The sequence below is a fragment of the Sphingobium sp. CECT 9361 genome, from assembly GCF_918741285.1.
Lineage (GTDB): Bacteria > Pseudomonadota > Alphaproteobacteria > Sphingomonadales > Sphingomonadaceae > Sphingobium.
Window position 1 is genome coordinate 704,442 of the sequence record NZ_CAKKNC010000001.1, and the last position, 24,963, is coordinate 729,404.

The following is a 24,963-nucleotide window of genomic DNA, read 5'->3' on the forward strand; positions in this document are numbered from 1 at the left end:
GGTTTTAGGGAACCGGGTCGTAACCCGACCCGCCCCAGGGATGGCATCGCATTAGCCGCTTCGTCGCCAGCCAGCTACCCTTGACCGCACCATATTTTTGGAGCGCATCGATCGCATATTCCGAACAACTGGGGGCATAGCGGCAAGTGGGTGGCAAAATGCGCGAAGGGCCAAGCTGCCAACCGCGCGCAATCAAAGTGAGGAACCGCGCGATCACCGCCCACGCTCTACATGGTCCTGCGCAGGCAGGAACCCAGTAACATCATCCCCGCGCGGCGGTGCTGCTTTTCTGTGATCCCGTCGCTGCGAAGGCGCGCCATCCTTGGACGACAGCTTCCGCAAAGCCTTCACCATTTCCGCCCGAAGCTGCGCAAAGTCACGCTCGACACCGCCCGCGCGACCGATCAGCACATGGTCCGCACCGGCGATCCCCAGCTCGGGCAACAGCTCCCGCGCGAGAACGCGAAAACGGCGCTTCATCCGATTCCGGACGACAGCGCCGCCAATCTTCTTGGTCACGGTAAAGCCGATTCGCTTGGATGGATCGCCATCCTGTCGGTCCCGCACCAAAAGCACGAAACCGGGCATCGGCTGCCTGCGTCCCCGATTCGCTGCCAGAAAATCGGCGCGCTTCGCGAGGATCGCGATGGCGCCGTCTTTTCCGGACGGAACGATCAGGCGCTCAGGCTCTTCCGGCCGCGGCTGCGGCGTGCGCGCAGGATGTTGCGGCCGCCGACCGTTGCCATCCGTGCCCGGAACCCGTGCCGCCGCTTGCGGACGATGTTGCTCGGTTGAAAGGTGCGCTTCATCGCTCATTCCTCAAAATACTAGTCTAAAATCGGCAAGACAAAAAAGGGCCGCCAATCCGGCAGCCGCGTGTCGAGCGGGTCCGATAGGCAAAAGGGCGCTGCAAGTCAACCGGGCGCGCAACGAAAAGGGCGCTATCGGCTAAGCTTCGCACAACGCCTTCAATTGATCGGCGACTGCGCCCCAGCCCTGTTCAAAGCCCATTTCCGCATGTTGTTTCATGGCCTCCTCGGTCCAGTGTCGGGCACAGGCACGGTACAGCGTGCCGTCGCCATCCGCTTCGATCTCGAATATCCCGATCATGAATGGCTTCGCAGGCTTCAGGTCCGCCGTCACCGCATCGGTAAACGCGAATCGGCGGCCTGGCTCATAGGCGAGGTAGATTCCCTCCTGCGGCATTGCCTCGCCATTGGGACCGCGCATGATCATGGCGGATCGGCCGCCGGGCCGACGATCCATCTCCACCAGCTCGACCGTCCACGGCTTGGGGCACCACCATTCCGCCATCCGCTCGGTCATGATCTCCCACACATGCGCGGGCAAAGCGTCGATATGCCGTTCGATCGACAGTTCGCAGGTTTCGGACGGGTCGCTCATCATGCTTTCTCCACGTCATTGCGATGGCCGACCAGGGAGAATGTCGCGCCCTGCGGGTCGACCGCTTCCAGGATGAACAGCGGGCCGGGGACTTCATGCGGACCGGAGCGCACTTCGCCGCCTGCCGCTGTCACGCGCGCATGCGCTGCGTCGATATCCGCGACCCAGATATAATGTTTCCATTTGGGCGGCAGCATGTCTTCGGTCGCGGTCATCAGGCCACCCAAGGTCGCGCCACCGGGCAGACCAAAGAAATGATATTGCCCCATCGGCCCCATATCCATCGCGCCTTTTTCTTCCCACCCGGCGTGACGGCCATAGAATGCCAGTGCTTCCTTCGCGTCCGCTGCCAGCAACTCGTTCCACCCGAACTTGCCGGGGCAGGGCATGGCCGAAAATGGCGCTATCTCTCCTTCGCCTTCCGGCTGGATGATATAGAATGTCGCGCCATGCGGGTCGGCCAGCATGGCGATGTGCCCCACCTGCGGAATATAGGTAACGGGCATCTGCGCCGTGGCGCCATCCTCCACCATCTCGGCCAGCGCCGCTGCAGCATCGGGAACGGAGATATACCCTAACCAACCTATCGGCGCATCGGGCACCGGAGCCGCCATGATGCCGCCGACGGCCTGACCATCGGCCAGAAAAACGGTATAGGGCGCGCCATTGCCCTCCATGTCGGTATAGGTCCACCCGGTCACCTGCGCATAGAACGCCTTGGCGCTCGCAACGTCCTTGGTTATCAGTTCATACCAGACGAACGGATTGCCGCCTTCAGCTACACTGGCCATTGCACCCTCCCTCACGCGGCTTCGTCGACGATTGTCGCGAACCCGCCATAGATCATACGCGGCCCACTGAACGGCAGGTCGCCATCGGGCTTCATGCGTTCATCCACCATGACCTTTTGCATCCCGACATCGCGGACAGCCTTCGATGGCCATTCGATCCAGGAAAAGACGACTTTCTCGCCTTCTTCGGCAATGATCGCGGTCCGAAAATCATTCGTCTTTCCGGTCTTGATGTCATCGTCCCACGCTTCGACGACACGCAATGCGCCATGTTCGATGAATATCGGCGCTGCCTTCGCCGCCATCGTTCGATAGGCTTCCTTATTGCCATCCGGCACAGGAACCAGGAATCCGTCGATATAGCTCATGCTGCTACTCCTTCGTGCACCTCGGTGTGAAATCCGCCAACGCGCGTTCGAACGGCGCAGGCCTCTGAGTCGCTATGTTGAACAATCATGCCAAGATGATTATTTAAGGCAACAGCAAAGTTATAAAAAATAACTAATGTTTGTTTTTGGGGTCCGATTTGAAGAAGAGAGTCTATTCCGATGGCTGCGCAGCCGCGCATGCCCTTGATCTTGTGGGGGATCGCTGGGCGCTGCCCGTTATGCGGGAAATGATGCTGGGGCCGCGCCGCTTTTCCGACATGCGCGCCGCTCTGCCGGGCCTTAGCGCCAATGTCCTGACGCAGCGGCTGGAGGAACTGGAGCGCAACAGCATCGTCCAGCGCCGCAAACTGCCGCCGCCTGCATCCGTACAAGTCTATGAACTCACGCCCTGGGGGCTGGAAGCCGAGGAACTGCTCAAGGTCATGGGCCGCTGGGCCGCGCGGTCCCCGCACAAGGAAGCCGGTCCCATGAGCCCCGTCTCCATCGTCCTGTCGATGCGCACCATGTTCTGCGCCGAACAGGCGAAAGACCTGTTTTTACGTGTCGGCTTATTTTTCGGGCTGGAAACCTATCTGGCCGAAATCCGCAACGGTACGATCGCCGTGGACCGTGGCGAGATCGATGATGTCGACATCCTTTTCTCCGGAGACCACAACGCCTTCGTCGCGTGCCTCTACGGCAAAGTCCCTTTAGCCAACGTGGCGGACCAGTTAGCCGTCACCGGAGACCGCAAGCTGCTCGAACGCTTCCTGTCCCTGTTCCCCCTGCCGCCCACTGCGCCGGACCTCAGCGCGCCCCGATAAACCGCTCGACTTTTTGCCGCACCCTCGCCAGAAGAGGCGCGAACAAAAGCGGCACAGATTGAGGGGCAACGGCTTGGTCGCAACAGTATCGACGGTGGCCTATCTGGGGCTGGAGGCGCGCCGGGTTGAGGTGCAGTGCCAACTAGTTCCCGGCCTCCCCAACTTCATCGTCGTGGGTCTGGGTGACAAGGCCGTCACCGAAAGCAAGGAGCGGGTGCGCAACGCGATTGCCGCCATCGGTCTGTCGCTGCCCCCCAAGCGGATCACCGTCAACCTATCCCCTGCGGACTTGCCGAAGGAAGGATCGCATTACGATCTGCCCATCGCGCTCGCCTTGCTGGGCGCAATGGGCGTCATCGATGCGGAGACGCTGAGCGGCTATGTCGTGGTCGGCGAACTGGGACTGGACGGGCGAATCGCGCCGTCGCCCGGCGTGCTGCTCGCCGCGCTCCATGCGGGCGAGCAGGGGCTGGGCCTGATCTGCCCCGCCGCGCAAGGCAGCGAAGCGGCATGGGCAGGGCATGTCGAAGTCGTCGCCGCACCCGGCCTTTTGCCCTTGCTTAATCATTTCAAGGGCACCGCCATGCTCTCCGCCCCGTACCCCGGCGAAGTCGAAGCACCGGTGCGCACCGCCGATCTGCGGCAGGTGAAGGGGCAGGAAACCGCCAAGCGCGCGCTCGAAATCGCGGCAGCGGGCGGGCATAACATGCTGATGGCCGGTCCTCCCGGCGCAGGCAAATCCCTGATGGCCAGTTGCCTGCCCGGCATCCTGCCCGAACTCAGCCCCGCCGAAGCCCTCGAAGTTTCGATGGTCGCCAGCGTCGCGGGTACGCTCGACGGTGGGCGCATCAGCCGCGCGCGCCCCTTCCGCGCGCCGCATCACAGCGCCTCGATGGCGGCGCTCGTCGGCGGCGGCCTGCGCGTCAAACCGGGCGAAGTCAGCCTCGCGCATCTGGGCGTGCTGTTCCTCGACGAACTCCCCGAATTTCAGCGCGCCGTCCTCGATTCGCTGCGCCAGCCGCTCGAAACCGGCACCGTCAGCGTCGCCCGCGCCAACGCGCACGTCACATTCCCCGCCCGCGTTCAGCTTATCGCCGCGATGAACCCCTGCCGCTGCGGCCATCTGGGCGATCCCGCCTTGGCCTGCGCCCGCGCCCCGCGCTGCGCATCGGATTATCAGGCCAAGGTATCGGGGCCGCTGCTCGACCGGATCGACCTGCACGTAGACGTCAACGCCGTCACCGCCGCCGATCTCGTCCTGCCACCCCCCGCCGAAGGATCGGAACAAGTCGCCGCCCGCGTCGCCGCCGCCCGCGCGATCCAGACCGCGCGCTACGCTGACCACGCGATCCGCACCAATGCCGAAGTCGACGGCGATCTCCTCGAAACCGTCGCCACCCCCGACGAACCGGGTCGACAGCTTCTGGCACAAGCGGCAGGCGCAATGCGCATGTCCGCCCGCGGCTACACCCGCGTCCTCCGCGTCGCCCGCACCATCGCCGACCTGTCCGGTAGCGAAAACATAGGCCGCGTGCATATTGCTGAGGCGCTAAGTTACCGAAGACGCGCGCCGGTGAATTGATTGGGTGCGCTATGCAGGAATGTAGGCGGGGCAGATAATGCCCCAACTGCAGACATTGCGCGGGTTGGTGAAGCCGTTTAGCTGGAAGCATGACGCAAATACGAGAAACCATATTAGCAAACTGCCGCTCTACTTGGCTCAAAACTGCTCGCGTGGTCTGGCTCGCACACAGAGATTTGGTGCTTCCAGACGATGAAGCAAGCTATGATCTTGTAGCCGCCGAATTGGCTAAATTGGTCCGCACGGGGGAGTTAGTAGTGGAAGGCGACGTGTCGGATTGGCGAGTTAGTGAGGTTCGGCTCGCAACAACTTAATGGCGGCTTGCCACCAATACCCGTCACCCCAGCGAAAGCTGGGGTCTCATGCGATGGCGAGATGAGGGTTGCCCATAACGCTTCGACGGGGCAGCACCACCCGCCGCGCCACACCCCGTCTAATGTCGCGCGCCATCGCCTGAGATGCCAGCCTGCGCTGGCATGACGAAGCGGGAGGTGGCGCAAACCACCCTCATGCCGTCGCGACACATCCCCTAAAGCATCCCCCACACCACCGGCGCTACCCCCCGCACAACCACACCCACACCTTGCGCCGTAGGATGCAGATTGTCCTTCAGCAACAACGCCCGGTTCCCCGTCACGCCTTTCAGGAAAAACGGGTACAGCCCCACGCCATATTGCTTGGCCAGCGCCGGATACAGCGCATCGAATTTCGCGCGATACGCGCTCCCCATATTCGGCGGAGCCAGCATGCCCGCCAGCAGCACCTTGATCTTCTGCCGCTTCAATTCCGCCAGTATGCCGTTCAGGTTCGCGCGCGTCTGCGCCGGGTCGATCCCGCGCAGCATGTCGTTGCCGCCCAGTTGCACGATCACCAGATCGGGCTTGCGGCCCAGCGATTTCAGCACCCAGTTGAGCCGCGCCTTCCCCTGCGCCGTGGTATCGCCTGACACCCCGGCATTGCGCACCCGCACCGGCTGCCCGCCTTTGCGCAGCGCCGCTTCAAGTTGCACGGGAAAGCTTTCATTTGGTTTCAGGCCATAGCCCGCCGTCAAACTGTCCCCGAACGCCAGCACCAGTTTCTCGGCAGCATAAGCAGGCACCGCAGCAACACTACAAAACAATGCAATGGCTTGGACAAGATGCCGCAACGCACCATATAGTTTCCTGGCCGCATCTCGGTCCGCCTGCATCTGAAAGTCTCCATCGTCCATGACTGACCCCCATATCGTGATCGAAGCCCGCGATGTCACCCTCTCGCTCGGCAAGGATGCGGCGCGCGTCGATATTTTGCGCGGCGTCAGCCTGTCGGTCGCGGCGGGGGAGAGCGTGGCGCTGCTCGGTCCGTCGGGGTCGGGCAAGTCCTCGCTGATGGCGGTGCTGTCCGGTCTGGAGCGGGCCAGCGGCGGATCGATCCATGTCGCGGGCGCGGATTTCGGCACGCTCGATGAAGACGGCCTCGCGCTCGCCCGTCGCGGCCGCATCGGCATCGTGCTGCAGGCATTTCACTTGCTCCCCACCATGACCGCCATCGAAAATGTCGCCGTCCCGCTGGAGTTGGAGGGCGCACCCGATGCCTTCGCCCGTGCCGAAGCGGAACTCGTCTCGGTTGGCCTCGGTCATCGCCTCACCCATTATCCCGCGCAACTGTCGGGCGGTGAGCAACAGCGTGTCGCCATCGCCCGCGCCATCGCGCCGCGCCCCGCCTTGCTCTTCGCCGACGAACCGACCGGCAATCTGGACGCGGCGACCGGCGAAACGATCATGGACATGCTGTTCGCGCGGCAGAAGGAAACCGGCGCGACGCTGGTGATGATCACCCACGACATCGCGCTCAGCCACCGCTGCGACCGGATCGTCACCATGCGCGACGGGCGCATCGCGTGAAGCTGGCGCTGCGGTTCGCACTGCGGGATTTGCGGGGTGGCCTCACCGGGCTGCGGCTGCTGGTCGTCTGCCTGTTTCTGGGCGTCGCCGCGCTGGCGGGAATCGGCAGCCTGACCGCGTCGATCAACGCGGCCCTCTCCGAACAGGGGCAGACGATCCTTGGCGGCGACATTGCCTTCGATCTCAACCAGCGCAGCGCAACCCCTGACGAACGCGCCACCCTCGAAAAGCAGGGGGAGGTCACGCAAATCACCCGCATGCGCGCGATGGTCGCCCGCGCCGACGGTGCCGACGCGGTGCTGAGCGAACTCAAGGCCGTCGACGCCGTCTGGCCGCTGTACGGCACCTTCACCCTCACCCCCGGCGGCGCACGCCCCGACATCGGCGAAGTCGCGCTGGCCGATACTCTCGCCGACCGGCTGGGCGTCAAGCGCGGCGGGCAGGTCCGGATCGGCGACACACTCTTCCGCGTGTCGGGCATCATCGCTGAGGAACCCGACCGTCTCGGTTCCGGCTTCACCTTCGGCCCCACTGCCATCGTCGCTGCCGACAGCCTCCCCGCGACCGGCCTGCTGCAACCCGGCAGCATTTACGAAACCCACTATCGCGTCCGCCTACCCGCCGGTGTCGATCCGCAGGCAGCGATAGCCCGCGCGAATGCCGATGCCCCCCAAGCAGGCTGGGAAACCCGCGACCGCTCCAACGGATCGCCCGGCACCCGCCGCTTCATCGACCGCATGGGGCAGTTTCTGGCGCTCGTCGGCCTGACCGCGCTCGTCGTCGCCGGGATCGGCGTAGGCAACGGTGTCGCCAGCTATCTCGACGGAAAGCGCCCCGGCATTGCGACGCTAAAGGCACTAGGCGCTTCAAGTTACACGATATTCCTGACTTACCTGTTTCAGATCATTCTTGTTTCGCTCATCGGCTTATTGGCCGGATTGGTCGTCGGCGCGCTGCTGCCCAGGCTCGTTACGGTGCTGGCCGGGGACTTGCTCCCGGTCCCGCCGCGCCTCGGCCTCTATCCGGTTCCCTTGGCTACCAGCGCCGCTTATGGCCTCCTCACGGCCCTGCTGTTCGCGCTCGTCCCGCTCGTCCGCGCGCGCCATGTCGCCGCCGCCACGCTGTTCCGTGGCGGACTGGGGCAGGGGGGCAAGACCGGGCGCGGCGTATGGATCGCCGTGCTGGTGACAGCCGCTCTCATAGCAGTGCTCGCCATCGCCACCGCGCGCGAGCCCAAACTCGCATCGATCTTCCTCGTCGCAGCCGTCGTCCTGCTCGGCCTGCTGTCGGTCCTCGGCGCGCTCGTTCAGTGGATCGCCGCGCGCCTCCCGCGCCCCAGCCACCCACTCGCCCGACTCGCGCTCGCCAACCTGCACCGACCCGGAGCGCAAACCGGCCGCCTTATCGTCGCCCTCGGCCTAGGCCTCTCATTATTCACCACGCTGGCGGTCGTCGAAACCAACCTCTCGGGCCAGATGGCCAGCAGCATTCCCGCAACCGCGCCCAGCTTCTTCGCGCTCGACATCCCGTCCGACGGCGTCGCCCAGTTCCGCACTATCGTAAAGCGTCAGGCACCCGCTGCCGATATCGTCACCGTGCCTTCATTGCGCGGCCCCGTCGTCGCCATCCGCGATCAGCGCGTGTCGGATATGAAGGACATTCCCGAAGACGCATGGATCCTGCGCGGCGACCGTGGTCTGACTTATGCTGATACGCTGCCCAAGGGAAACAGCATCGTCGACGGCAAATGGTGGCCGAAAAACTATACCGGCGAACCGCTCGTTTCCGTCGACATCCGCGCGGCAAAGGCGCTCGATCTCAAGATCGGCGACATGCTGACTGTCGCCGTATTGGGTGTCGAAATCCCTGCCCGCATCGCCAGCTTTCGCGAAATCGACTGGGATTCGATGGGCCTCAACTTCGGCATGATCTTCTCCCCCAACGCGCTGGAGGGCGCACCGCATAGCTATCTCGCCACCATCGCCTTGCCCGGCGGGGCAGGGGCGGCGCAGGAAAAGGCGATCAACCGGGATGTCATCCGCGCTTTCCCGTCGGCTTCGCTGATCCGCGTCAAGGAAGTGATCGCTTCGCTCGGCGACTTGCTCGGTCAGTTGTCGGCGGCGGTGCGGGTCGCAGCATCGGTGGCGATTGCAGCGGGCATCGCCGTGCTGGTCGGCGCTATCGCTGCCGCCCGTGCCTCACGCACCTATGACGCCGTCCTGCTCAAGCTGCTCGGCGCGACCCGGCGTCAGGTGCTGGCGGTGCAGGCGATGGAATATACGCTGCTGGCGCTGATCGTCTCGGGCATAGCGCTGGCCGTGGCTGCGGGCGCAGGTTGGTATCTCGCCACGCAGACTCTGGGCCTGCAATGGGCGCCCGACTGGACAGTCGTGCTGCTGACACTGGCGGGCGGCGCGCTGCTGACGCTGGTGCTGGGTCTTATCGGTTCATTGCCCGCGCTGGCCGCACGGCCCGCACGGGCATTGCGAGAGCTTTAGGCGGTCGCCGCTACGTCCTCGCCGACCCGCGTGTAGCGCCCATCGACATAGACCAGCGGATCGACGGCTTCGCTGCTGAACACTTCGACGACATCGCCGATGAAGATCGAGTGCGATCCATAAGGCACCTGCTTGGTCTGGCGGCACACGAAACTTGCCTGCGCGTCTTCCAGCCGGGGAATGTCGATGCTGCTGTCAGCCCAGCTTCCGATTTCGAACCGCGCCTCACCCTTCACCTTGCCGCTGCACGCCGCCGAAATATGCACATGCGCCGCGTCGAGGATGTTGATGCAGAAATCCGCGCCGGACTCTAATATGGGATGCAGGGATGCAGACTGATTGACGCAGATCAGCATGGAGGGTGGGTCCATGCTCAGTTCGCTGACGGCGGTCGCGGCCATGGCGTGGCGCTGACCGTCCTTCTTGGTCGTGATAACGACAACGGCCTTGGCCAGTCGGCGCAATCCACCGCGCATCTGCATCGAAATCGTGTCGCTATCCTGGGCCATGCGTGACTTTCTGTAAGTGAACCCGAGGGGCGATACTATGGCAATGGCATCCTGCCAACCGGGGATCGGGATAATCGCGGGCATAATGCGTATTGTGCAATTCCGTCCGCCTGTCATTCCTCGACAACATCTTTGCGGGGGACTCATCATGGCACGCCAATATATCCATCGGGAACGGCATCTGGTGTCGCGTATCGGCTGGCTTCGTGCTGCCGTCCTCGGTGCCAATGACGGTATCGTGTCGACGGCCAGCCTGATCATCGGGGTCGCTGCGGCCACGCCGGCGTCCGGCGCGGTGCTGATCGCCGGGGCTGCGGCATTGGTCGCTGGCGCGATGTCGATGGCGGCGGGCGAATATGTTTCGGTCAGCTCCCAGTCCGATACCGAACAGGCCGATCTCGCGCGGGAACGCACCGAACTGGCGCAGGATATTGAGAGCGAGCGCGCAGAGCTTGCGGGAATCTACATCAACCGCGGTCTCGCGCCCGACACCGCCACTGAAGTCGCGCGACAGCTTATGGCCCATGATGCCTTGGGCGCGCACGCCCGCGACGAACTGGGCATATCGGAAACCACGACCGCGCGTCCGATACAGGCGGCGTTGACGTCTGCGGCCACGTTTACGACCGGCGCCGCCTTGCCGCTCGCGCTTGTGCTGTTCGTTCCAACTCGCGCACTGGTTCCGACCGTTGCGGTCGCATCGCTCGCGTTTCTTGCCTTGCTCGGCGGTATCGGGGCACGCGCGGGCGGCGCGCATATCTGGCGCGCCGTAGTGCGCGTCACCTTCTGGGGCGCGCTGGCGATGGGCCTGACGGCTGGCATCGGCAAGCTGGTCGGTACAGCGGTATAAGTTTACGGTTTGTCACGGGCGTTGAGCAGAAACACGACATAGCCCCGAAATTGCGGATGCCGCGCCAGCATGGCCGGTGCTTCCCATGCACCCCCATCGACAAGCGCCACGCGGAAGGGAATGGGAAAGCTGTCCATCTGTCGAAAATAGGCTTCGTACCCCGGAATGGTGGTGCGCCCCTGATAGGTTTGCACGACCACTTCGTCGATTGTCTGCGCCAGCTTGACCAGAGCCTTCGGATCGCCATGCGCGCTCCAGTCCATCAGCCCGGTCACGGACAGCCGCCATCGCTGCGGCAATCGGCGACGCAAGTCGGACAGAAATTCGCCATACCGATCGATCCCGCGCGTCGCCGCATCGAAATCGATTTGCAGCCCCGCAATGGCGTTCCCCGCCTCCTGCCACTTTCCCATGTCCGAAAGCACCGTGGCGTAAGTGGCTTCGTCCCAATCGAGCCGATCGGTGCGGACTACCAGCCACACCGTCCTGCCCGGCAAGCGCGGTACACCCATTCGCACGCGCACCAGTTGCGGCGGCCCGTTGCGCCTTACTTCGCCATCCAGCAGATAGAGCGTCTTTTCCCGCAAGCCCTCGGCGGGGCGAACCCCCGGCCAGACGTAAAAGGCATCGTAATCGCGCGCGTTTACTGTCGCCTTGGGATCATCTGTCACCTCGGAAGCATCCGGGGCGGCAGGCTGCTGACACGCCGACAGCATCGATGATGCCAGCATTGCCATCGCCCATCGGCAAACCCGTCGGGTCACCAATAAAAACGCAACGTCTTGGCCCAGTTGCTCGCCGGATAGCGCGTCTTCAGTTCGGTGAACCACGCCTTGCGCTGGGATACGGGCACCTGCGCCGCGTCCATGGCTGCGCTGGTGGTGAAAGGTCCGCTGCATCCATTATAGCCCGACGGCGCATAGCACATCACCGCGCGATAGAGAGCGTAGGCGCGGTTGTCCGGCGACGCGCTGCGGTCGGCGATGATCGCGCTGTAAATATCGGACCGTAGCAGCGGCTTGCCGGGGAAGCTGTCAGGGCCGCTGCCCAGCACGTCCTTGCCTTCGCCCGATGTATAAAGCCCGAACCCATCGAAGCCGTTGAGCCGATAGAAATCGCCCAGGCACAACAGCGCCTTGTGATCCTTCGGCGTCCGCGCCAGCGTTTGCGCCGTCTGTGCTATGGAGGGGCAGGGGAAGCCATCGGACCATGTGGCGCTGCGGAACAAGCCGACCGGAATGTTCTCCTGCTGCGCAAACGCCCATAATCCCGCATCGATATTGGCATCGGCAGGCACCAGCGCCATATCCGCCCCGAAATCGCCATAAGCACCCCGGCGCAGGTCTTTGAACAACAGCGTAAAACGCGCGACATCGCGCTCATGCGCCGGGCGCGCGTTGTCTCTGGCGGTGTTCCGCAGGATCGCGGGGGACGCCATCGTTTGCAACAGCACTTCGCGGATCGAGGGATCGACGACAGGCGATCCTTGCGCGAAAACTGTGTCCAGCCGCCCGTCGCGCTGCCACCGCACGGCAAGCCCCATCTCCGCCAGCGACTTCTGATACACGGCGCTCGCCCCGCTCAGCAGATCGCGCCAGAATGCCGCTTCATTCGGATCGTTCTTCCGCCCCAGCGCCATGCCGCGCATGACCTGACGGCTAAACGCCAGCGGCGTATAGCTTTTGGCGCGCGCCGCATCCGGCAGCAAAGCCAGGATCGCGCCGGGCTCTTCCCCCGCATAATAAGCGCGCGTCGCCTGCAGCAATCCATACAGGTCGCCATAGCGGCTGAACTGTGCCTTCTGCTTCGCCAGATCGGCAGCGGCAAAGGCCGCGGGTTCGCTTTCCTCGGCACGCATCTGCTTGAGGTCGGCAATGGCGAGCAGCAGCGGCGTGTCGCCTGCTTTTGCAATCGCTGCGGTCGCGTCCTCGCGCTCCAGCAGCTTGATGTCGATTTCCTCGGCCAGATAGGCGGCTGCCTCGTCGCCGCCCGATGTTGTCGTAATCAGCTTTTCATAGGCGCGGGCAAGCGCGGCGGTATCGCCCGTCAACCACGCCACGCGCCGCTTCAGCCCCTCGGCGGATGCCGCATAGCGCCCTTTGGGATAGGCCTTGAGATAGGCCGCGATGCCGCTCCGCGCCTCCGCCACGGCTGCCGGATCGACTTTATCCGGCCCCGCAAAATCGCCATATTCGTTGACCGCTTTTGCAATCGCGGACCGCAGGCCGATACGGATCGGCATATAGGTTGCGGTTTCCGCCACCCACCGGCTTTTCGCGCGGCTCAGCGACGCGAAACGCTGACGCGCGCCTGCCCAATCCTCCTTGTAGAAAGCATCCGCTGCCTTGAGATACGCCAGATAATCGCGCCCCTGCGCGCTCGTCACAGCGGCATCGTCCCACGCCACCTCGCCACAGCCGACCTGCGCGCGGATCTTGCCCAATGCGGTGCGCTCGGCGGGCGACAGCCGCTGCTCGGCGGACAACGCAGCATTGAAATCCGAAGCGACATCGGGCGACACGGAACAGGCAGGCGCGGGATCGTAACTCGGCTCGGGATCAGGCGTCGCCTTTGGCCAGAATGTCTGTTTCAGCCCCACCCAGCTCATGAACGTCTGCCCGAACTGCCGGTTGTCCTCATCGCCGGCGGGACGCGCCCCGGCATCCGCGACAGGCGACAGGCTGCGCATCAGCAGCACCAGATTGATGCGCGTATCGTTCCCCGGATTGAGGACGCCGCGCCCCGCACAGTCATAGGAAGGCGCAGCCAGTTGCCATGTCGGATAGCAGGAGGAATCCGCACACGCCCACACCGTGCCGCTCACGCCCAGAGTGGCCAGCGCAAGCGCCACCAGACTCTTCTTCCTGCGGCTCCACTGGCTCACCATTTTATGCTGCGTCATGACGGTCCCGCCTCGCCTTTTCCCACGCTTCAGACTTACCGAACGCCATGGCCAAGGCAATGGCCATGGCGCCCTTTTCCACGCCTTATGCTTTCGCCCGCATCGCATCGGCGGCATCGCTGGCCAGCCGGTCGGCGCGCTCATTGTCGGGATGCCCGGCATGGCCCTTGACCCAGCGCCAGTCGATCTGGTGACGGCGCGTCGCCTCGACCAGCGCCTGCCACAATTCGGCATTCTTCACTGGCTTCCTGTCCGCCGTTTTCCAGCCGTTCTTCTGCCAGCCGAACACCCATTTGGTGATGCCGTCCTTCACATAATTGCTGTCGGTGGTCAGCACGACATGGCACGGGCGCTTGAGCGCATTCAGCGCTTCGATAGCCGCCATCAGTTCCATGCGGTTGTTGGTGGTGAGTTTCTCGCCCCCCGACAGATCCTTCTCATGCGCGCCCGACCGGATGACGGCGCCCCAGCCGCCGGGACCGGGATTGCCCTTGCACGCGCCATCGGTGAAAATCTGGACTTTCGTTGCCTCGCTCATGCGCCCGGTAACTCGCCCGATTCCGCAGCAGCGTAGAAATCGAGCCGCCGCTGAAACGCCAGCGGATCCTTGCGCGTCACCATCGCATCGGGCGGCGTGTTGATCCAGTCATAGGCCCGCGTCAGCAAAAAGCGCAGGGCAGCCCCCCGGCACAGCGCCGGAAACGCCGCACGCTCCGCATCCGACAGCCCGAAAGCGGCATCATATCCCGCCACCAGCGCTGCCCCCCGCTCGGGATGATAGACGCTGCCATCATTGGCAAAACACCACGCCGTATGCGTCACTGCCAGATCATAGGCGCGAATATCGGTGCAACTGAAATAGAAGTCGATGAGGCCGGTGACATCGTCGCCCAGCATCAGCACATTGTCGGGGAACAGGTCCGCATGGATCACCGCGCGGGGCAGGTCCGTGGGCCAGTGCGCGTCGAGCCACGCCAGTTCATCGGCCACCCGCGCGCCAAGCCCCGGTGCGATGGTGTCGAAATCGTCGCCGCATTTCTCCGCCAGATCGTGCCAGCCTTGCCGATCCAGCGCATTGGGCCGCGACCCGCCGAAATCCGCTGCTGCCCGGTGCAGTTCCCCCAGCGCCACGCCTGCGCCGCGCGTCTGCGCCGCTGTCGGTTCGGTCACGGAAACGCCGGTCAGAAATTCGATAAGGCAGGCCGGTCGTCCGCCAAGCTGCTGCAACTTCCGTCCGCTACGGTCGCCGATGAAGCGCGGCACCTTGCACCCCCGCGCGCCCAGATGATCGAGCAGGTCCATGAAGAAAGGCAGGTCGCTTTCATCGACCCGCTTTTCATACAGCGTCAATATATAGCGGTCCCTGGTCGTCTCGATCAGGTAATTGCTGTTCTCGACTCCCTCGGCGATCCCCTTGGCGGAAACCAGGCTGCCAACATCGTAGCGCGTCAGGAAGACCGCCATGTCTTCGGCGGGCACATGCGTATAAACGGCCATATGCTGTCAGGCCGCTTCGAGGCCGCGTGGCAATTTGAACGATATGTTTTCCCGCACGGTCTCGACTTGCCGTTCCTCGATCTCGAACCGCTCGGCCAGTTTTTCGACGACTTCGCGCACCAGCACTTCGGGCGCGGACGCCCCTGCCGTAATGCCCAGCGTCGTCACGCCTTCCAGCCAGGCGAAATCGATTTCGTCGGCCCGCTGGATCAATCGCGCCCGCGTCCCCTGCCGCTCGGCCACTTCAACCAGGCGCAGCGAATTGGAACTGTTGGGCGCGCCGATGACATACATGGCATCGCATGATTGCCCGATGGCCTTGACCGCATTCTGGCGGTTCGATGTCGCGTAACAGATATCCTCGCCCTTCGGCCCGACGATATCGGGAAAGCGGCGCTGCAACACGTCCATGATGGCCGCCGTGTCATCCACCGACAGCGTCGTCTGCGTCAGAAAGGACAGGTTCTGGGGTTCGTCGGTCGCGAATGATTCGGCATCCTCTACCGTTTCCACCAAAGTCATCGTCCCTTCGGGCACCTGACCGAATGTGCCGATGACTTCGGGATGGCCCCGATGACCGATGAAAATAATGTGCCGCCCGGCTTCCACCTGCCGCTCCGCCTGCCGATGCACCTTCGACACCAGCGGGCATGTCGCGTCCAGATAGGACAGGCCACGCTCTTCCGCGTTGGCTGGAACGGACTTCGGCACGCCATGCGCGGAAAAGACGACGGGCAGGCCATCGGGCACTTCGTCCAGTTCCTCGACGAACACGGCGCCCTTGGCCTTCAATCCGTCGACGACAAAGCGATTGTGGACGATTTCATGGCGGACATAGACCGGCGCACCATATTTTTCGAGCGCCCGCTCCACGATGATGATGGCGCGGTCGACCCCGGCGCAAAAGCCGCGCGGGGCAGCGATCAGCAGCAGCAAGGGGGCTTTGGCGGTTTGGGATACAGGCTCGATCATGGCTTCCGCCTTTAAGCGATGGAGCGGCGCGTGGGAAGGCGCTTCCTGATCCGTGTTGCTTCGCGGGGGGTGGATGGATAAGAAGCCGGTCAGTCTTATTTTTCAGGGAATTCCCGTGACCATTGCCAGAACCGCCCTTGTCAGCCTCGCTCTCGTCGCTCTTGCGGGCTGTTCGCGTAGCGGGGAAATCGATCCGACCGGCGGCATCACCACGGTTCGCTCGGCTTGCCCGACGGCGGCGATTCCCGCCTACACCGGCGATGTGACGCTGTTCAATCCTGCAAACAGCCGCGACGCAGCCGCCATCGACGTGGTGGCCAGCATCACCAATGTTCGCGCCACCTGCGCCGACGGCACGCAGCTTTATACCGAAGCGACCTTCGACGTTCAGGCCCGCCGCAGCGATGCGACCGCGGCGCGCGAAGTGACCTTGCCCTATTTCGCGTCGGTCGTGCGCGGCGGCAACAGCGTGATTGCCAAGCGCGTCGGGCAAGTGGTCCTGCGCTTCGCACCGGGCGAATATCGCGCAACCGCTTCGGCGAAGGCAGCGTCCTACGTGGACAAGGATGTCGCCACCCTGCCAGCCGACATTCAGCAGCGTATCACGCAAAAGCGCAAGGCAGGCGATGCCGACGCTGCGCTCGATCCGTTCTCCGCGCCGGAAGTGAAGGCCGCGTTGCAGCGAACCAGCTTTGAGCTGCTCGTCGGCTTCAACCTGACGCAGGATCAGTTGCAGTATAATGTAACGCGCTGATCCGCATAAATATGATGCTGCAATCCCGTTCGTCCTGAGCCTGTCGAAAGGTCGAACGGCCTAAGCGACAGATTCAAGGACAATGGCAGTGACTCTCTACGCGCGTTTCGCGACTTATCTCGATACCGTTCTCGACCGGATGGTCGCGGCTGGCGATCTGCCCGAAGGGCTGGATCGCAAGGGCGTGACGGTCGAACCGCCACGCGATCCCAGCCATGGCGATCTTGCCACCAACGCCGCGATGGTCCTTGCCAAGCCAGCGGGCACCAACCCGCGCGCACTGGCGGAAAGGATCGCGGCGGGATTGCAGGCGCTGGAGGAAGTGGCCGAAGTGTCGGTCGCCGGTCCCGGCTTCCTCAACATGCGCCTCACCGATTCCACATGGCGGGCGGAGCTGGCCGCGATTCATGCCGAAGGCGCCGATTACGGTCGCTCCGACATGGGGCAGGGTGTGCACGTCAACATCGAATATGTCTCCGCCAACCCCACCGGCCCCATGCACATGGGCCATTGCCGCGGCGCTGTCGTCGGCGATGCACTGGCGACGCTGCTCCAATATGCAGGGCATAAGGTTACTCGCGAATATTATATCAATGACGCAGGCGGTCAGGTCGACGTTCTCGCCCGCTCGGCGCATGTCCGTTATCGCGAAGCGCTGGGCGAAGATGTCGGCGCCATCCCCGAAGGGCTGTATCCCGGCGACTATCTGATTCCCGTGGGCCAGAAACTCGCTGCCGAATATGGCGATGCGATGGTCTCCGCGCCTGAGAGCACATGGCTCGTGCCTTTCCGGCGGCAGGCGGTTGCCGCGATGATGGACATGATCCGCGACGATCTCGCGCTGCTCGGCATCCATCACGATCTCTTCTCGTCGGAAGCCGAATTGCAGGCAGCGGGCAAGCCCGAGGAAGCCGAAGCATGGCTGCGCGCACACGATCTCGTCTATGACGGCGTGCTCGAAGCGCCCAAGGGCGAAGCCTCTGACGATTGGGAACCGGTCGAACTGCCGCTGTTCCGCTCGACCAAATTTGGCGACGATCAGGATCGCCCGATCAAAAAGTCCAACGGAAGCTGGACCTATTTCGGCGCGGACATGGCCTATCACTATCAAAAGGCGCAGGCTGCCGATCAGTTGATCGACATCTGGGGCGCCGACCATGCCGGGACCGTGAAGCGCATTCAGGCGGCGGTTGCCGCGCTCACCGGCGGCAAGACGCGCTTCGACGTGAAGCTCGTCCAGATGGTCCGCCTGCTCCGCGATGGCGAGCCGGTGAAGATGTCGAAACGCTCGGGCAATTTCGTGACGCTGGCCGACGTGGTGCAGGAAGTGGGCAAGGACGTGGTCCGCTTCACCATGCTCACGCGCAAGGCCGACGCGCAGATGGATTTCGACTTCGCCAAGGTGGTGGAAGCGTCGAAGGACAACCCCGTCTTCTACGTGCAATATGCCCACGCGCGCATTTCCTCGCTGGATCGGCGCGCGGCGGAGGCAGGTATCGCACTTCCTGCGCCTGACCTGTCCCGCCTTGGGACGGGTGAGCTGGAGCTGGTGAAGCGCGCCGCCCAGTTTCCGCGCATTGTGGAGGCCGCTGCGCAGAACCGCGAACCGCACCGTATTGCCTTTTATCTCAATGACTTGGCGGCATCGTTCCACGGCTGGTGGAATCAGGGCAACGACAATCCGGAACTGCGCGTGATCGTCGCGACCGATCCGGCGACGACATCGGCAAGGCTTTTCTTAAGTCAGGGAATCGGGCAGATAATCCGTAACGGTCTCGCCCTCATGGGGGTCGAGGCGCTTACGGAGATGCAATGATGGGCGATTATGGGCGTGGCAGCCTCAATCTGGAGGACGACGACCGCCTTCCATGGCTGGAGCCCGCCGATCGTGAAGAGGATAATGACGGCGTTTCGCCGCTCAAGCTGCTGGCGTTCATCCTGACGGGGCTGATTGCGCTCGGCGCGATCGTGGGCATCGTCTACTGGGTGCAAAGCCGCAATATCGCCGCAGCCGCAGGCGATGCGCAACTCATCGCTGCACCTCCAGGCGATTATAAAGTCCCCGCCAATGAAGCGGACGCCAAGAAATTTGCTGGCGAAGGCGATGCGTCGTTCGCGGCGAGCGAAGGCGTTGAGCGCGCTGGCAAGATCGACCCCAGCCGCGTTCCTGAAGCGCCCGTCACCGGCGGTCCGACTCCCGCGCCCGCACAGACCGCCAAGGTCACCGGAGCGAAGCCCGCCGCCCGTTTCAGCGCGCCCGTCGCCGACGAAACCCGCCGCCCCGCCAACGCACAGCCCGCCGCCGGAACCAAAGGCAGCGGCGCGATGATCCAGCTTGGCGCTTATGGCAGCCAGTCCAGCGCGAAAGACGCATGGGGCCGCCTGTCCAAACGCTTCGATTATCTTGCCGCGCTCGGCACATCCGTCGAATCGGTGAAGGTCGGCGACACCACGCTCTACCGCCTGCGCGCCAGCGCCGGGAGCGCCAGCCAGGCCAGCGCGCTGTGCGGCAAGTTGCGCGTTGCCGGGGAAAGCTGCCTGGTAGTAAACTAAGGCGTCGTTAACTGACCCTTCGACAGCGGCGGGCCTAAACGCTAGACAGCGGACATGACAATCGAGCCTGCTTCATGAAGCCCGTCATATTCGGCATGTCGGGACTGTCCCTGACGCCCGACGAGGCCGCGTTCTTTCGCGATGCCGATCCGGCAGGCTATATCCTCTTCGCCCGCAATATCGCGGACATCGCGCAGGTCCGCGCGCTGACCGATTCGCTGCGCGCCCTCCACGGCCGCGACGATCTCCTCATCATGATCGATCAGGAGGGTGGCCGCGTCGCCCGGATGCGCCCGCCCGTCTGGCCTGCCTTCCCGCCCGGCTCCGCGTTCGACGCACTGTACGAAATCGCCCCCGCTTCCGCTATCGAGGCGGCACGCACCAATGCCCAAGCCATCGCCACCACCTTGCGCGAATGTGGCATCACCGTCGATGCGCTGCCCTTGCTCGACGTGCGCCAACCCGGCGCCAGCGACATCATGGGCGACCGCACCTTCGGCAGCGACCCGATGCGCGTCGCGGCGCTCGGACGGGCGGTGCTGGACGGCCTCAAACGGGGCGGCGTCACCGGCATCGTCAAGCATATGCCGGGCCACGGCCGCGCGCTTGTCGACAGCCACCTCGAACTCCCCCATGTCGATGCCGACGAAGCGGCACTCGCCATCGATCTGGAACCGTTCCGCACGCTCAACTGGGCACCCATCGGCATGACTGCGCACATCGTCTATGCGGCATGGGACAACACGCTTCCCGCCAGCCTGTCGCCCACGGTCCTCCAGAATATCATTCGCGACCGCATCGGCTTCGATGGTCTGCTCATGTCCGACGATCTCGATATGAAGGCGTTAAGCGGCAGCGTGCCGGAACTGGCGGCGGGCGTCGTCGCGGCGGGATGCGATCTTGCGCTCAACTGCTGGGCGCGGATGGACGAGATGATCGGCATCGCGGACGCACTCCCCGACATCACCCCACGCGCCCGCGAACGGCTGGACGCCGCCATGTCCTATGCCGCCACGCCCACCGACGACGCGCCGCTCGACGTGCTGCTCGCCAAGCGCGACAGCTTTCTGGCGCTGGCCTGAGGTTCCGCCGCCGATGGACGATCTCTTCCTTCCTACCGATCGCCCAACCGGCCCTGAAACGCTGACCGTCAGCTTCGACGCATGGGAAGGGCCGCTCGACCTGCTCCTTGCGCTCGCCCGCACGCAGAAAGTCGACCTCCGCGAAATCTCGATCCTCGGGCTGGTCGAACAATATCTGGGCTTCATTGACGGCGCGCGCGAACTGAAGCTTGAACTTGCCGCCGATTATCTCGTGATGGCGGCGTGGCTCGCTTATCTCAAATCCGGCCTGCTGCTTCCCCGCGATGAACAGGTCGATCCGTCGCCCGAAGAACTCGCGCTCCGCCTCCAACTCCGCCTGCAACGACTCCACGCGATGCGCGAAGCGGCGGCGCGCTTGATGGCGCGCGACCGGGTGGGGCGCGACGTCTTCGTCCGCCCCGCACCCGAAGGATTGCGCACCGTGCGGAAGGCTGCATGGTCCGCCAGCCTGTTCGAACTCATCCAGGCCTATGGCCAGATCCGCGCCCGCACCCAACCTGCCGTCCACGTCGTTTCCCGCCGCCCGGTCATGACACTGGACGAGGCGATCGTCCGCGTCGGCGCGCTGATCGGCACGCGGATCGACTGGGCGACGCTCGAATCCTTTCTGCCGCAAGGGGTGAGCGGCGCATTGGGTCGGTCCGCGCTGGCCAGCAGCTTCGTCGCCGCGCTGGAACTGGCAAAGCAGGGCAAAGTGGAAATCCGGCAGGAAGGCATTTTCGCCCCCCTCTATCTCCGCGCACCACAGACAGGCGCACGCGCATGACCACCGAACCCGACGATTTCACTCGTGCCGTCGAAGCGACTCTGTTCGCATCGGAACAGCCGATGTCGACCGCAGACCTGCGCCTCCACGTCGGCACCTCCGGCGATCTGTCCGCCACTCTGCACAAGCTACAGGCCAACTATGCCGGGCGCGGCATCAATCTGGTCGAACGGGGCGGGCTCTGGCATTTTCAGACGGCCGCCGATCTGGCGCATATTTTGCGGCGGGAGAAGGAAGAGACGCGGCGGTTGTCGCGCGCTGCCATGGAAACATTGGCGATCATCGGCTATCATGAGCCGGTCAGCCGTGCCGAGATCGAAGCGATCCGGGGCGTTCAGGTCGGTAAGGGGACGCTGGATGTGCTGATGGAAGCAGGCTGGGTGCGCCCCGCCGGACGGCGTGAAGTGCCGGGTCGCCCGCTGATTTTCGCAACGACGCCCGAATTTCTGACGCATTTCGGGCTTACGAGTCGCCGCGATCTGCCCGGCATCGACGATTTGCGTGCTGCCGGGCTGCTCGATCCTGTCGATCTCGCGATGGAAAGCGCGATGGCGGCAGGCGCTGCGGAGGAAGACGGCCAATCCGTGGTGGAAATGGGTGATGAAGACGCCTAGATAGTGTCGTAGCTTTTGGAGAATTGTGATGGGTTCGTTTTCATTGATGCACTGGGTGATCGTCCTGCTGGTGGTCATGTTGCTGTTCGGCAGCGGACGTATCTCCAGCCTGATGGGCGACGTGGCCAAGGGTATCAAGACTTTCAAAAAGGGCATGGAAGACGATTCCGACGATCTGCCCACCGCGCGTCCTGCGGCCAAGATCGAAGGACAGCGCGCGCCGGAGCCGAGCGTGCCCAAGACCGAAGAGCATAAGCAGGTCTGATAAAAACCTAAGTTTCAGACAGCATTATGTTCGACATCGGATCGACGGAGCTTTTGCTCATCGTCATCGTGGCCATCGTCGTGATCGGCCCGAAGGACTTGCCGCGCGCGCTTTACAAGGTCGGGCAGATCGTGGGGAAAGCCCGCGGCATGGCCCGACATTTCCGCACGGGCATCGACGCGATGGTCCGCGAAGTGGAATTGCAGGAACTGGAAAAGAAGTGGGCCGAACAGAACAAGCGGATCATGGAAGAACATCCGCCTGAAACTGTCGAACCCCCTGCTGTCGCGCCAGCCATCGACAGCACCCAGATGGGCGAGGCCGATCTCCCGCCACCTCCGCCCTTGCATGCGTCGGATGCGCAGCCTCAGCTCGATTTGTCCGATACGCCGATGACCCCGCTGGCCGCTACCGCCTCTGCTGAGGAACCCGTGCAGCCAGCAAGCGCAAAGAACGATACGGCTGCATGACTCAGGATATCGATGACAGCAAGGCACCGCTGCTCGACCATTTGATCGAGCTGCGCGGGCGGCTGCTCAAATGCGTGTACGCGCTCGTCATCTGCGGCGTCATCTGCTTCTATTTTTCCGACAAGCTCTTTGCCTTCCTTATTCAGCCGCTGCGCGAAGCTTTTGGCGAAGGGAAGGGGCAACTTGTCTATACCAAGCTGTACGAAGCGTTCTTCGTTCAGGTGAAGATTGCGATGTTCGGCGCATTCTGCCTGTCGTTCCCGGTGATCGCCAATCAACTCTGGGCGTTCGTGGCCCCCGGCCTGTATGCGAAGGAAAAGCGTGCGCTGCTGCCGTTCATCATTGCAACGCCAGTGCTGTTCACGATGGGCGCGGCGCTCGCTTATTACATTGTCATGCCGACGGCGTTTCACTTCTTCCTGACGTTTCAGGGCAACGCCGGTGGCCTGAACGTGGAGGCATTGCCAAGCGCGGACGCCTATCTGTCGCTCGTCATGCAATTCATATTGGCGTTCGGCATCAGCTTCCTGATGCCCGTGCTGCTGATGCTGCTCAATCGCGCGGGATTCGTCACGCGCGCCCAGCTTATCGCGTTGCGCCGTTATATGATCGTTGGCGCGTTCATCGCCGCTGCGGTGCTTACCCCGCCGGACGTCGTATCGCAGCTCATGCTCGCGATCCCGCTCATCCTGCTCTACGAAATCACGATCATCGCCATCTGGTTTACCGATCGGCACCAGGCAAAGGTTGCTGCGCAGGACGAAAAAAATGCCGGGGCGGACCCGGCATAGAAGATATCGAGGCTGCGTCGATCGGCAGCCTTCTTTTCAGAGAAAAAATCAGTCAGCAGCCTTTTCGACGGCCTGACCTGCGCTCTGTACGTCCTTGCCGGCACCTTCGACGGTGTTGCATGCGCTCAGAACCAGTGCGCTCGAAAGCAGCATCGCTGCGATAATCTTCTTCGACATAGGAAGTCTCCTTTTAAGAAAGCGAACGCTTGGCGCGTCGTGCGCCCGAAGGCTGCAACAGCAGAACCCCCTTGTTCGCAAAGCGTTCCAGATTTGTTTGTCGAAAGCGAAGAAGGGTGCCCCAACGAAATTGGACCCGGAACGCAATCGGGGGGGAGAGTTGCGTCCGGGTCCATGTGTGTGGATAGCAAGAGCGGGGGGGCAAAAGATTTGCTATCCGAAAGTAAGAACCCGCAATGTCAACTGGAGTTCCCGACAAATTCAACTTCGCCAAAAATTTTCGGCGAATTCCAACACGCATTTTATAAGTAACTGATAATAAACAATATTATTACAGAAACTATATTTTACGTGTCGACTTATCTGGCAAAGGTCGCCCACTATTGCGGAACTCGGGCCGGATTGTAGACTGCGGGAGCGCCTCGGCCGGGGCGGCTTCTTGCATCGCCGGAGAGCTGAATGGCGAAGGCAGGGCAATGATCGGTGCAATCGGCGGCACGACACCCTGCGTCGGCACGAAGATCCGCGGCGAGGGACCTGCCTGCAACTCCCGACCGCTATACCGGACCGAAAAAGCGCGGGCGGTGCCGTTCATCCCCTGCCACCGATAAAAGATATGCGCGCCGACCACGGCCACCGGGGTCAGGCTGCTGGCCCAGGCCGGATGCACCGCCAGCGTATGATAATGCGTCGCCAGCCCGACGGGGGCGTAGACCGCCCCGGCCAGCGCCTCGGTCGCGATTCGCCGCGCCCTTGCCCAACTCGCGCTATTGGGCATCCGCGCCATCGCCCCGTCGCAGCTAAAGGTGAACTGGCACTTGGTATCGGCCCGTTCCGACCCCTGATACACCACGCCGCACACGCTGTTCGGCCAGGCCGGATGACGCACCCGGTTCAGCACGACCTGCGCCACCGCCCGCTGGCCATCGTCCGGCTCGTTCCCCGCTTCGTAATATATGGCGGAGGTCAGGCAGTTGGTCGCCCGATACTGGTCGACCGCCGTCAGCCCCCGAAACGGCGCGGCTATGGCGGCGGGACCGTTGCTCAGCGCCAGAACCTTGCTGCTCTGCGCAACCGTCGTCCCCGGCGCGGGATCGAACGCTCCCTCCGCATAGAAGAATGCCGATCCAGGGAAATTGTCCTGCGCCATTTCGCTCGGGTCGATAAACGCCGTCGGTCCGCGCAACAGATCCAGCGCCCCCATCGTCGCGGCCGGCAACAGATGCGGGGCGACGATGGCCAGCATGGCGCAACCGATCCATGTGGCGCGGTGCCGCATGACGCTTTTCGCTTTTGTACCGAAAGATGCCGATGTGGGGCGCATCTGGCGCCTATACCGGCCTTTTCCTTACTATTCTGCCCCCCAAACAGCGCTGTACCCGTTCGGGAC

At 63.4% G+C, this 24,963-nt stretch carries 29 protein-coding genes; 14 read left to right on the plus strand and 15 right to left on the minus strand.

The genetic code is table 11. The annotated features are described in order from the left end of the window. Nucleotides 1-4: 4 nt before the first annotated feature. From yidD to LQ220_RS03120, 6 genes are all read right to left on the minus strand, one after another. Nucleotides 5-217, minus strand: coding sequence for a membrane protein insertion efficiency factor YidD (yidD, locus tag LQ220_RS03095; protein WP_230186800.1), 213 nt, complete (start codon nt 215-217; stop codon nt 5-7). Next, nucleotides 214-642, minus strand: a complete 429-nt coding sequence (gene rnpA, locus LQ220_RS03100) for a ribonuclease P protein component (protein WP_290369012.1) — start codon at nt 640-642, stop codon at nt 214-216. Before rnpA ends, yidD begins: the two co-directional genes overlap by 4 nt. 32 nt (nt 643-674) lie before the next feature. After that, complete coding sequence (gene rpmH / locus LQ220_RS03105; protein WP_230186802.1) at nt 675-809, minus strand: 50S ribosomal protein L34; 135 nt, start codon at nt 807-809, stop codon at nt 675-677. A gap of 139 nt (nt 810-948) precedes the next feature. Beyond that, nucleotides 949-1,404: an SRPBCC family protein gene (locus LQ220_RS03110; RefSeq protein ID WP_230187248.1), complete on the minus strand. Its 456-nt coding sequence runs from the start codon at nt 1,402-1,404 to the stop codon at nt 949-951. Then, nucleotides 1,404-2,195 carry a VOC family protein gene (locus LQ220_RS03115; RefSeq protein ID WP_230186803.1) on the minus strand — a complete coding sequence of 264 codons (792 nt, stop codon included), beginning with the start codon at nt 2,193-2,195 and terminating at the stop codon, nt 1,404-1,406. The genes LQ220_RS03110 and LQ220_RS03115 overlap by 1 nt, the downstream gene beginning before the upstream one ends. Nucleotides 2,196-2,206: 11 nt before the next feature. Further along, nucleotides 2,207-2,563 carry a DUF1428 domain-containing protein gene (locus tag LQ220_RS03120; RefSeq protein WP_230186804.1) on the minus strand — a complete coding sequence of 119 codons (357 nt, stop codon included), beginning with the start codon at nt 2,561-2,563 and terminating at the stop codon, nt 2,207-2,209. 158 nt (nt 2,564-2,721) lie between these two features. On the opposite strand from LQ220_RS03120, the gene LQ220_RS03125 reads away from it, so the two are divergent. Next, nucleotides 2,722-3,387 carry a winged helix-turn-helix transcriptional regulator gene (locus LQ220_RS03125; RefSeq protein WP_230186805.1) on the plus strand — a complete coding sequence of 222 codons (666 nt, stop codon included), beginning with the start codon at nt 2,722-2,724 and terminating at the stop codon, nt 3,385-3,387. A gap of 73 nt (nt 3,388-3,460) precedes the next feature. Beyond that, nucleotides 3,461-4,969, plus strand: coding sequence for a YifB family Mg chelatase-like AAA ATPase (locus LQ220_RS03130; RefSeq protein ID WP_230186806.1), 1,509 nt, complete (start codon nt 3,461-3,463; stop codon nt 4,967-4,969). 529 nt (nt 4,970-5,498) lie between these two features. On the opposite strand, the gene LQ220_RS03135 is transcribed toward LQ220_RS03130, so the two are convergent. Continuing rightward, nucleotides 5,499-6,179, minus strand: coding sequence for an arylesterase (locus tag LQ220_RS03135; protein WP_230186807.1), 681 nt, complete (start codon nt 6,177-6,179; stop codon nt 5,499-5,501). On the opposite strand from LQ220_RS03135, the gene LQ220_RS03140 reads away from it, so the two are divergent. Further along, a complete protein-coding gene (locus tag LQ220_RS03140) occupies nt 6,178-6,852 on the plus strand; it encodes an ABC transporter ATP-binding protein (protein ID WP_230186808.1) in 675 nt (224 codons plus the stop codon). The two genes, LQ220_RS03135 and LQ220_RS03140, sit on opposite strands and share 2 nt — an antisense overlap. Next, the gene (locus LQ220_RS03145) at nt 6,849-9,350 is read left to right on the plus strand and encodes an FtsX-like permease family protein (protein WP_230186809.1); all 2,502 of its coding nucleotides are present in this window, start codon (nt 6,849-6,851) and stop codon (nt 9,348-9,350) included. Before LQ220_RS03140 ends, LQ220_RS03145 begins: the two co-directional genes overlap by 4 nt. On the opposite strand, the gene LQ220_RS03150 is transcribed toward LQ220_RS03145, so the two are convergent. Then, nucleotides 9,347-9,859: a flavin reductase family protein gene (locus tag LQ220_RS03150; RefSeq protein ID WP_230186810.1), complete on the minus strand. Its 513-nt coding sequence runs from the start codon at nt 9,857-9,859 to the stop codon at nt 9,347-9,349. The genes LQ220_RS03145 and LQ220_RS03150 overlap by 4 nt on opposite strands. Nucleotides 9,860-10,007: 148 nt before the next feature. Here LQ220_RS03150 and LQ220_RS03155 point away from each other — a divergent pair, with 148 nt between their 5' ends. Then, a complete protein-coding gene (locus LQ220_RS03155; RefSeq protein ID WP_230186811.1) occupies nt 10,008-10,709 on the plus strand; it encodes a VIT family protein in 702 nt (233 codons plus the stop codon). Nucleotides 10,710-10,711: 2 nt separating this feature from the next. On the opposite strand, the gene LQ220_RS03160 is transcribed toward LQ220_RS03155, so the two are convergent. The 5 genes from LQ220_RS03160 to ispH all read right to left on the minus strand — a co-directional run bounded on the left by LQ220_RS03160 (nt 10,712) and on the right by ispH (nt 16,080). After that, on the minus strand, nt 10,712-11,440 hold the full coding sequence (locus tag LQ220_RS03160; RefSeq protein ID WP_230186812.1) for a DUF3142 domain-containing protein: 729 nt from the start codon (nt 11,438-11,440) through the stop codon (nt 10,712-10,714). Between the two features lie 29 nt (nt 11,441-11,469). Continuing rightward, nucleotides 11,470-13,611 (minus strand): hypothetical protein, encoded by a 2,142-nt coding sequence (locus LQ220_RS03165; RefSeq protein WP_230186813.1) that lies wholly within the window; start codon nt 13,609-13,611, stop codon nt 11,470-11,472. Nucleotides 13,612-13,696: 85 nt separating this feature from the next. Further along, nucleotides 13,697-14,149 (minus strand): ribonuclease HI, encoded by a 453-nt coding sequence (rnhA, locus tag LQ220_RS03170; RefSeq protein ID WP_230186814.1) that lies wholly within the window; start codon nt 14,147-14,149, stop codon nt 13,697-13,699. Continuing rightward, on the minus strand, nt 14,146-15,108 hold the full coding sequence (gene thrB, locus LQ220_RS03175) for a homoserine kinase (protein WP_230186815.1): 963 nt from the start codon (nt 15,106-15,108) through the stop codon (nt 14,146-14,148). The genes rnhA and thrB overlap by 4 nt, the downstream gene beginning before the upstream one ends. A gap of 6 nt (nt 15,109-15,114) precedes the next feature. Beyond that, on the minus strand, nt 15,115-16,080 hold the full coding sequence (ispH, locus tag LQ220_RS03180; RefSeq protein ID WP_230186816.1) for a 4-hydroxy-3-methylbut-2-enyl diphosphate reductase: 966 nt from the start codon (nt 16,078-16,080) through the stop codon (nt 15,115-15,117). 115 nt (nt 16,081-16,195) lie between these two features. Between ispH and LQ220_RS03185 the strand changes: the two genes are divergently transcribed. The 9 genes from LQ220_RS03185 to tatC all read left to right on the plus strand — a co-directional run bounded on the left by LQ220_RS03185 (nt 16,196) and on the right by tatC (nt 23,396). Beyond that, complete coding sequence (locus LQ220_RS03185) at nt 16,196-16,834, plus strand: hypothetical protein (protein WP_230186817.1); 639 nt, start codon at nt 16,196-16,198, stop codon at nt 16,832-16,834. Between the two features lie 88 nt (nt 16,835-16,922). Next, entirely contained in the window at nt 16,923-18,650 is a 1,728-nt protein-coding gene (argS, locus tag LQ220_RS03190) for an arginine--tRNA ligase (RefSeq protein ID WP_230186818.1), read from the plus strand. After that, nucleotides 18,650-19,387, plus strand: a complete 738-nt coding sequence (locus LQ220_RS03195) for an SPOR domain-containing protein (protein ID WP_230187249.1) — start codon at nt 18,650-18,652, stop codon at nt 19,385-19,387. Before argS ends, LQ220_RS03195 begins: the two co-directional genes overlap by 1 nt. Before the next feature lie 74 nt (nt 19,388-19,461). Continuing rightward, the gene (nagZ, locus tag LQ220_RS03200) at nt 19,462-20,469 is read left to right on the plus strand and encodes a beta-N-acetylhexosaminidase (RefSeq protein ID WP_230186819.1); all 1,008 of its coding nucleotides are present in this window, start codon (nt 19,462-19,464) and stop codon (nt 20,467-20,469) included. 13 nt (nt 20,470-20,482) lie between these two features. Then, a complete protein-coding gene (locus tag LQ220_RS03205; RefSeq protein WP_230186820.1) occupies nt 20,483-21,256 on the plus strand; it encodes a ScpA family protein in 774 nt (257 codons plus the stop codon). Next, nucleotides 21,253-21,870, plus strand: coding sequence for an SMC-Scp complex subunit ScpB (scpB, locus tag LQ220_RS03210; RefSeq protein ID WP_230186821.1), 618 nt, complete (start codon nt 21,253-21,255; stop codon nt 21,868-21,870). The genes LQ220_RS03205 and scpB overlap by 4 nt, the downstream gene beginning before the upstream one ends. 28 nt (nt 21,871-21,898) lie before the next feature. Then, entirely contained in the window at nt 21,899-22,135 is a 237-nt protein-coding gene (locus tag LQ220_RS03215) for a twin-arginine translocase TatA/TatE family subunit (RefSeq protein ID WP_230186822.1), read from the plus strand. Nucleotides 22,136-22,161: 26 nt separating this feature from the next. Then, a complete protein-coding gene (gene tatB, locus LQ220_RS03220; RefSeq protein ID WP_230186823.1) occupies nt 22,162-22,605 on the plus strand; it encodes a Sec-independent protein translocase protein TatB in 444 nt (147 codons plus the stop codon). Next, a complete protein-coding gene (gene tatC / locus LQ220_RS03225) occupies nt 22,602-23,396 on the plus strand; it encodes a twin-arginine translocase subunit TatC (RefSeq protein ID WP_230186824.1) in 795 nt (264 codons plus the stop codon). The genes tatB and tatC overlap by 4 nt, the downstream gene beginning before the upstream one ends. A gap of 48 nt (nt 23,397-23,444) precedes the next feature. Here the strand turns inward: tatC and LQ220_RS03230 are convergent, their stop codons facing one another. Further along, nucleotides 23,445-23,573 carry an entericidin A/B family lipoprotein gene (locus tag LQ220_RS03230; RefSeq protein ID WP_230186825.1) on the minus strand — a complete coding sequence of 43 codons (129 nt, stop codon included), beginning with the start codon at nt 23,571-23,573 and terminating at the stop codon, nt 23,445-23,447. Between the two features lie 340 nt (nt 23,574-23,913). After that, nucleotides 23,914-24,852: a cell wall hydrolase gene (locus LQ220_RS03235; protein WP_230186826.1), complete on the minus strand. Its 939-nt coding sequence runs from the start codon at nt 24,850-24,852 to the stop codon at nt 23,914-23,916. Between the last annotated feature and the right edge of the window lie 111 nt (nt 24,853-24,963).

Excerpts from the sequence above, each read along its gene's own strand:
- rpmH (WP_230186802.1), bottom strand. The coding sequence starts at position 809 with ATGAAGCGCACCTTTCAACCGAGCAACATCGTCCGCAAGCGGCGGCAC.
- LQ220_RS03110 (WP_230187248.1), bottom strand. The coding sequence starts at position 1,404 with ATGAGCGACCCGTCCGAAACCTGCGAACTGTCGATCGAACGGCATATC.
- LQ220_RS03115 (WP_230186803.1), bottom strand. The coding sequence starts at position 2,195 with ATGGCCAGTGTAGCTGAAGGCGGCAATCCGTTCGTCTGGTATGAACTG.
- LQ220_RS03120 (WP_230186804.1), bottom strand. The coding sequence starts at position 2,563 with ATGAGCTATATCGACGGATTCCTGGTTCCTGTGCCGGATGGCAATAAG.
- LQ220_RS03140 (WP_230186808.1), top strand. The coding sequence starts at position 6,178 with ATGACTGACCCCCATATCGTGATCGAAGCCCGCGATGTCACCCTCTCG.
- LQ220_RS03135 (WP_230186807.1), bottom strand. The coding sequence starts at position 6,179 with ATGGACGATGGAGACTTTCAGATGCAGGCGGACCGAGATGCGGCCAGG.
- LQ220_RS03150 (WP_230186810.1), bottom strand. The coding sequence starts at position 9,859 with ATGGCCCAGGATAGCGACACGATTTCGATGCAGATGCGCGGTGGATTG.
- LQ220_RS03155 (WP_230186811.1), top strand. The coding sequence starts at position 10,008 with ATGGCACGCCAATATATCCATCGGGAACGGCATCTGGTGTCGCGTATC.
- LQ220_RS03160 (WP_230186812.1), bottom strand. The coding sequence starts at position 11,440 with ATGCTGGCATCATCGATGCTGTCGGCGTGTCAGCAGCCTGCCGCCCCG.
- LQ220_RS03165 (WP_230186813.1), bottom strand. The coding sequence starts at position 13,611 with ATGACGCAGCATAAAATGGTGAGCCAGTGGAGCCGCAGGAAGAAGAGT.
- rnhA (WP_230186814.1), bottom strand. The coding sequence starts at position 14,149 with ATGAGCGAGGCAACGAAAGTCCAGATTTTCACCGATGGCGCGTGCAAG.
- thrB (WP_230186815.1), bottom strand. The coding sequence starts at position 15,108 with ATGGCCGTTTATACGCATGTGCCCGCCGAAGACATGGCGGTCTTCCTG.
- ispH (WP_230186816.1), bottom strand. The coding sequence starts at position 16,080 with ATGATCGAGCCTGTATCCCAAACCGCCAAAGCCCCCTTGCTGCTGCTG.
- LQ220_RS03195 (WP_230187249.1), top strand. The coding sequence starts at position 18,650 with ATGGGCGATTATGGGCGTGGCAGCCTCAATCTGGAGGACGACGACCGC.
- nagZ (WP_230186819.1), top strand. The coding sequence starts at position 19,462 with ATGAAGCCCGTCATATTCGGCATGTCGGGACTGTCCCTGACGCCCGAC.
- LQ220_RS03205 (WP_230186820.1), top strand. The coding sequence starts at position 20,483 with ATGGACGATCTCTTCCTTCCTACCGATCGCCCAACCGGCCCTGAAACG.
- scpB (WP_230186821.1), top strand. The coding sequence starts at position 21,253 with ATGACCACCGAACCCGACGATTTCACTCGTGCCGTCGAAGCGACTCTG.
- LQ220_RS03215 (WP_230186822.1), top strand. The coding sequence starts at position 21,899 with ATGGGTTCGTTTTCATTGATGCACTGGGTGATCGTCCTGCTGGTGGTC.
- tatB (WP_230186823.1), top strand. The coding sequence starts at position 22,162 with ATGTTCGACATCGGATCGACGGAGCTTTTGCTCATCGTCATCGTGGCC.
- tatC (WP_230186824.1), top strand. The coding sequence starts at position 22,602 with ATGACTCAGGATATCGATGACAGCAAGGCACCGCTGCTCGACCATTTG.
- LQ220_RS03230 (WP_230186825.1), bottom strand. The coding sequence starts at position 23,573 with ATGTCGAAGAAGATTATCGCAGCGATGCTGCTTTCGAGCGCACTGGTT.
- LQ220_RS03235 (WP_230186826.1), bottom strand. The coding sequence starts at position 24,852 with ATGCGGCACCGCGCCACATGGATCGGTTGCGCCATGCTGGCCATCGTC.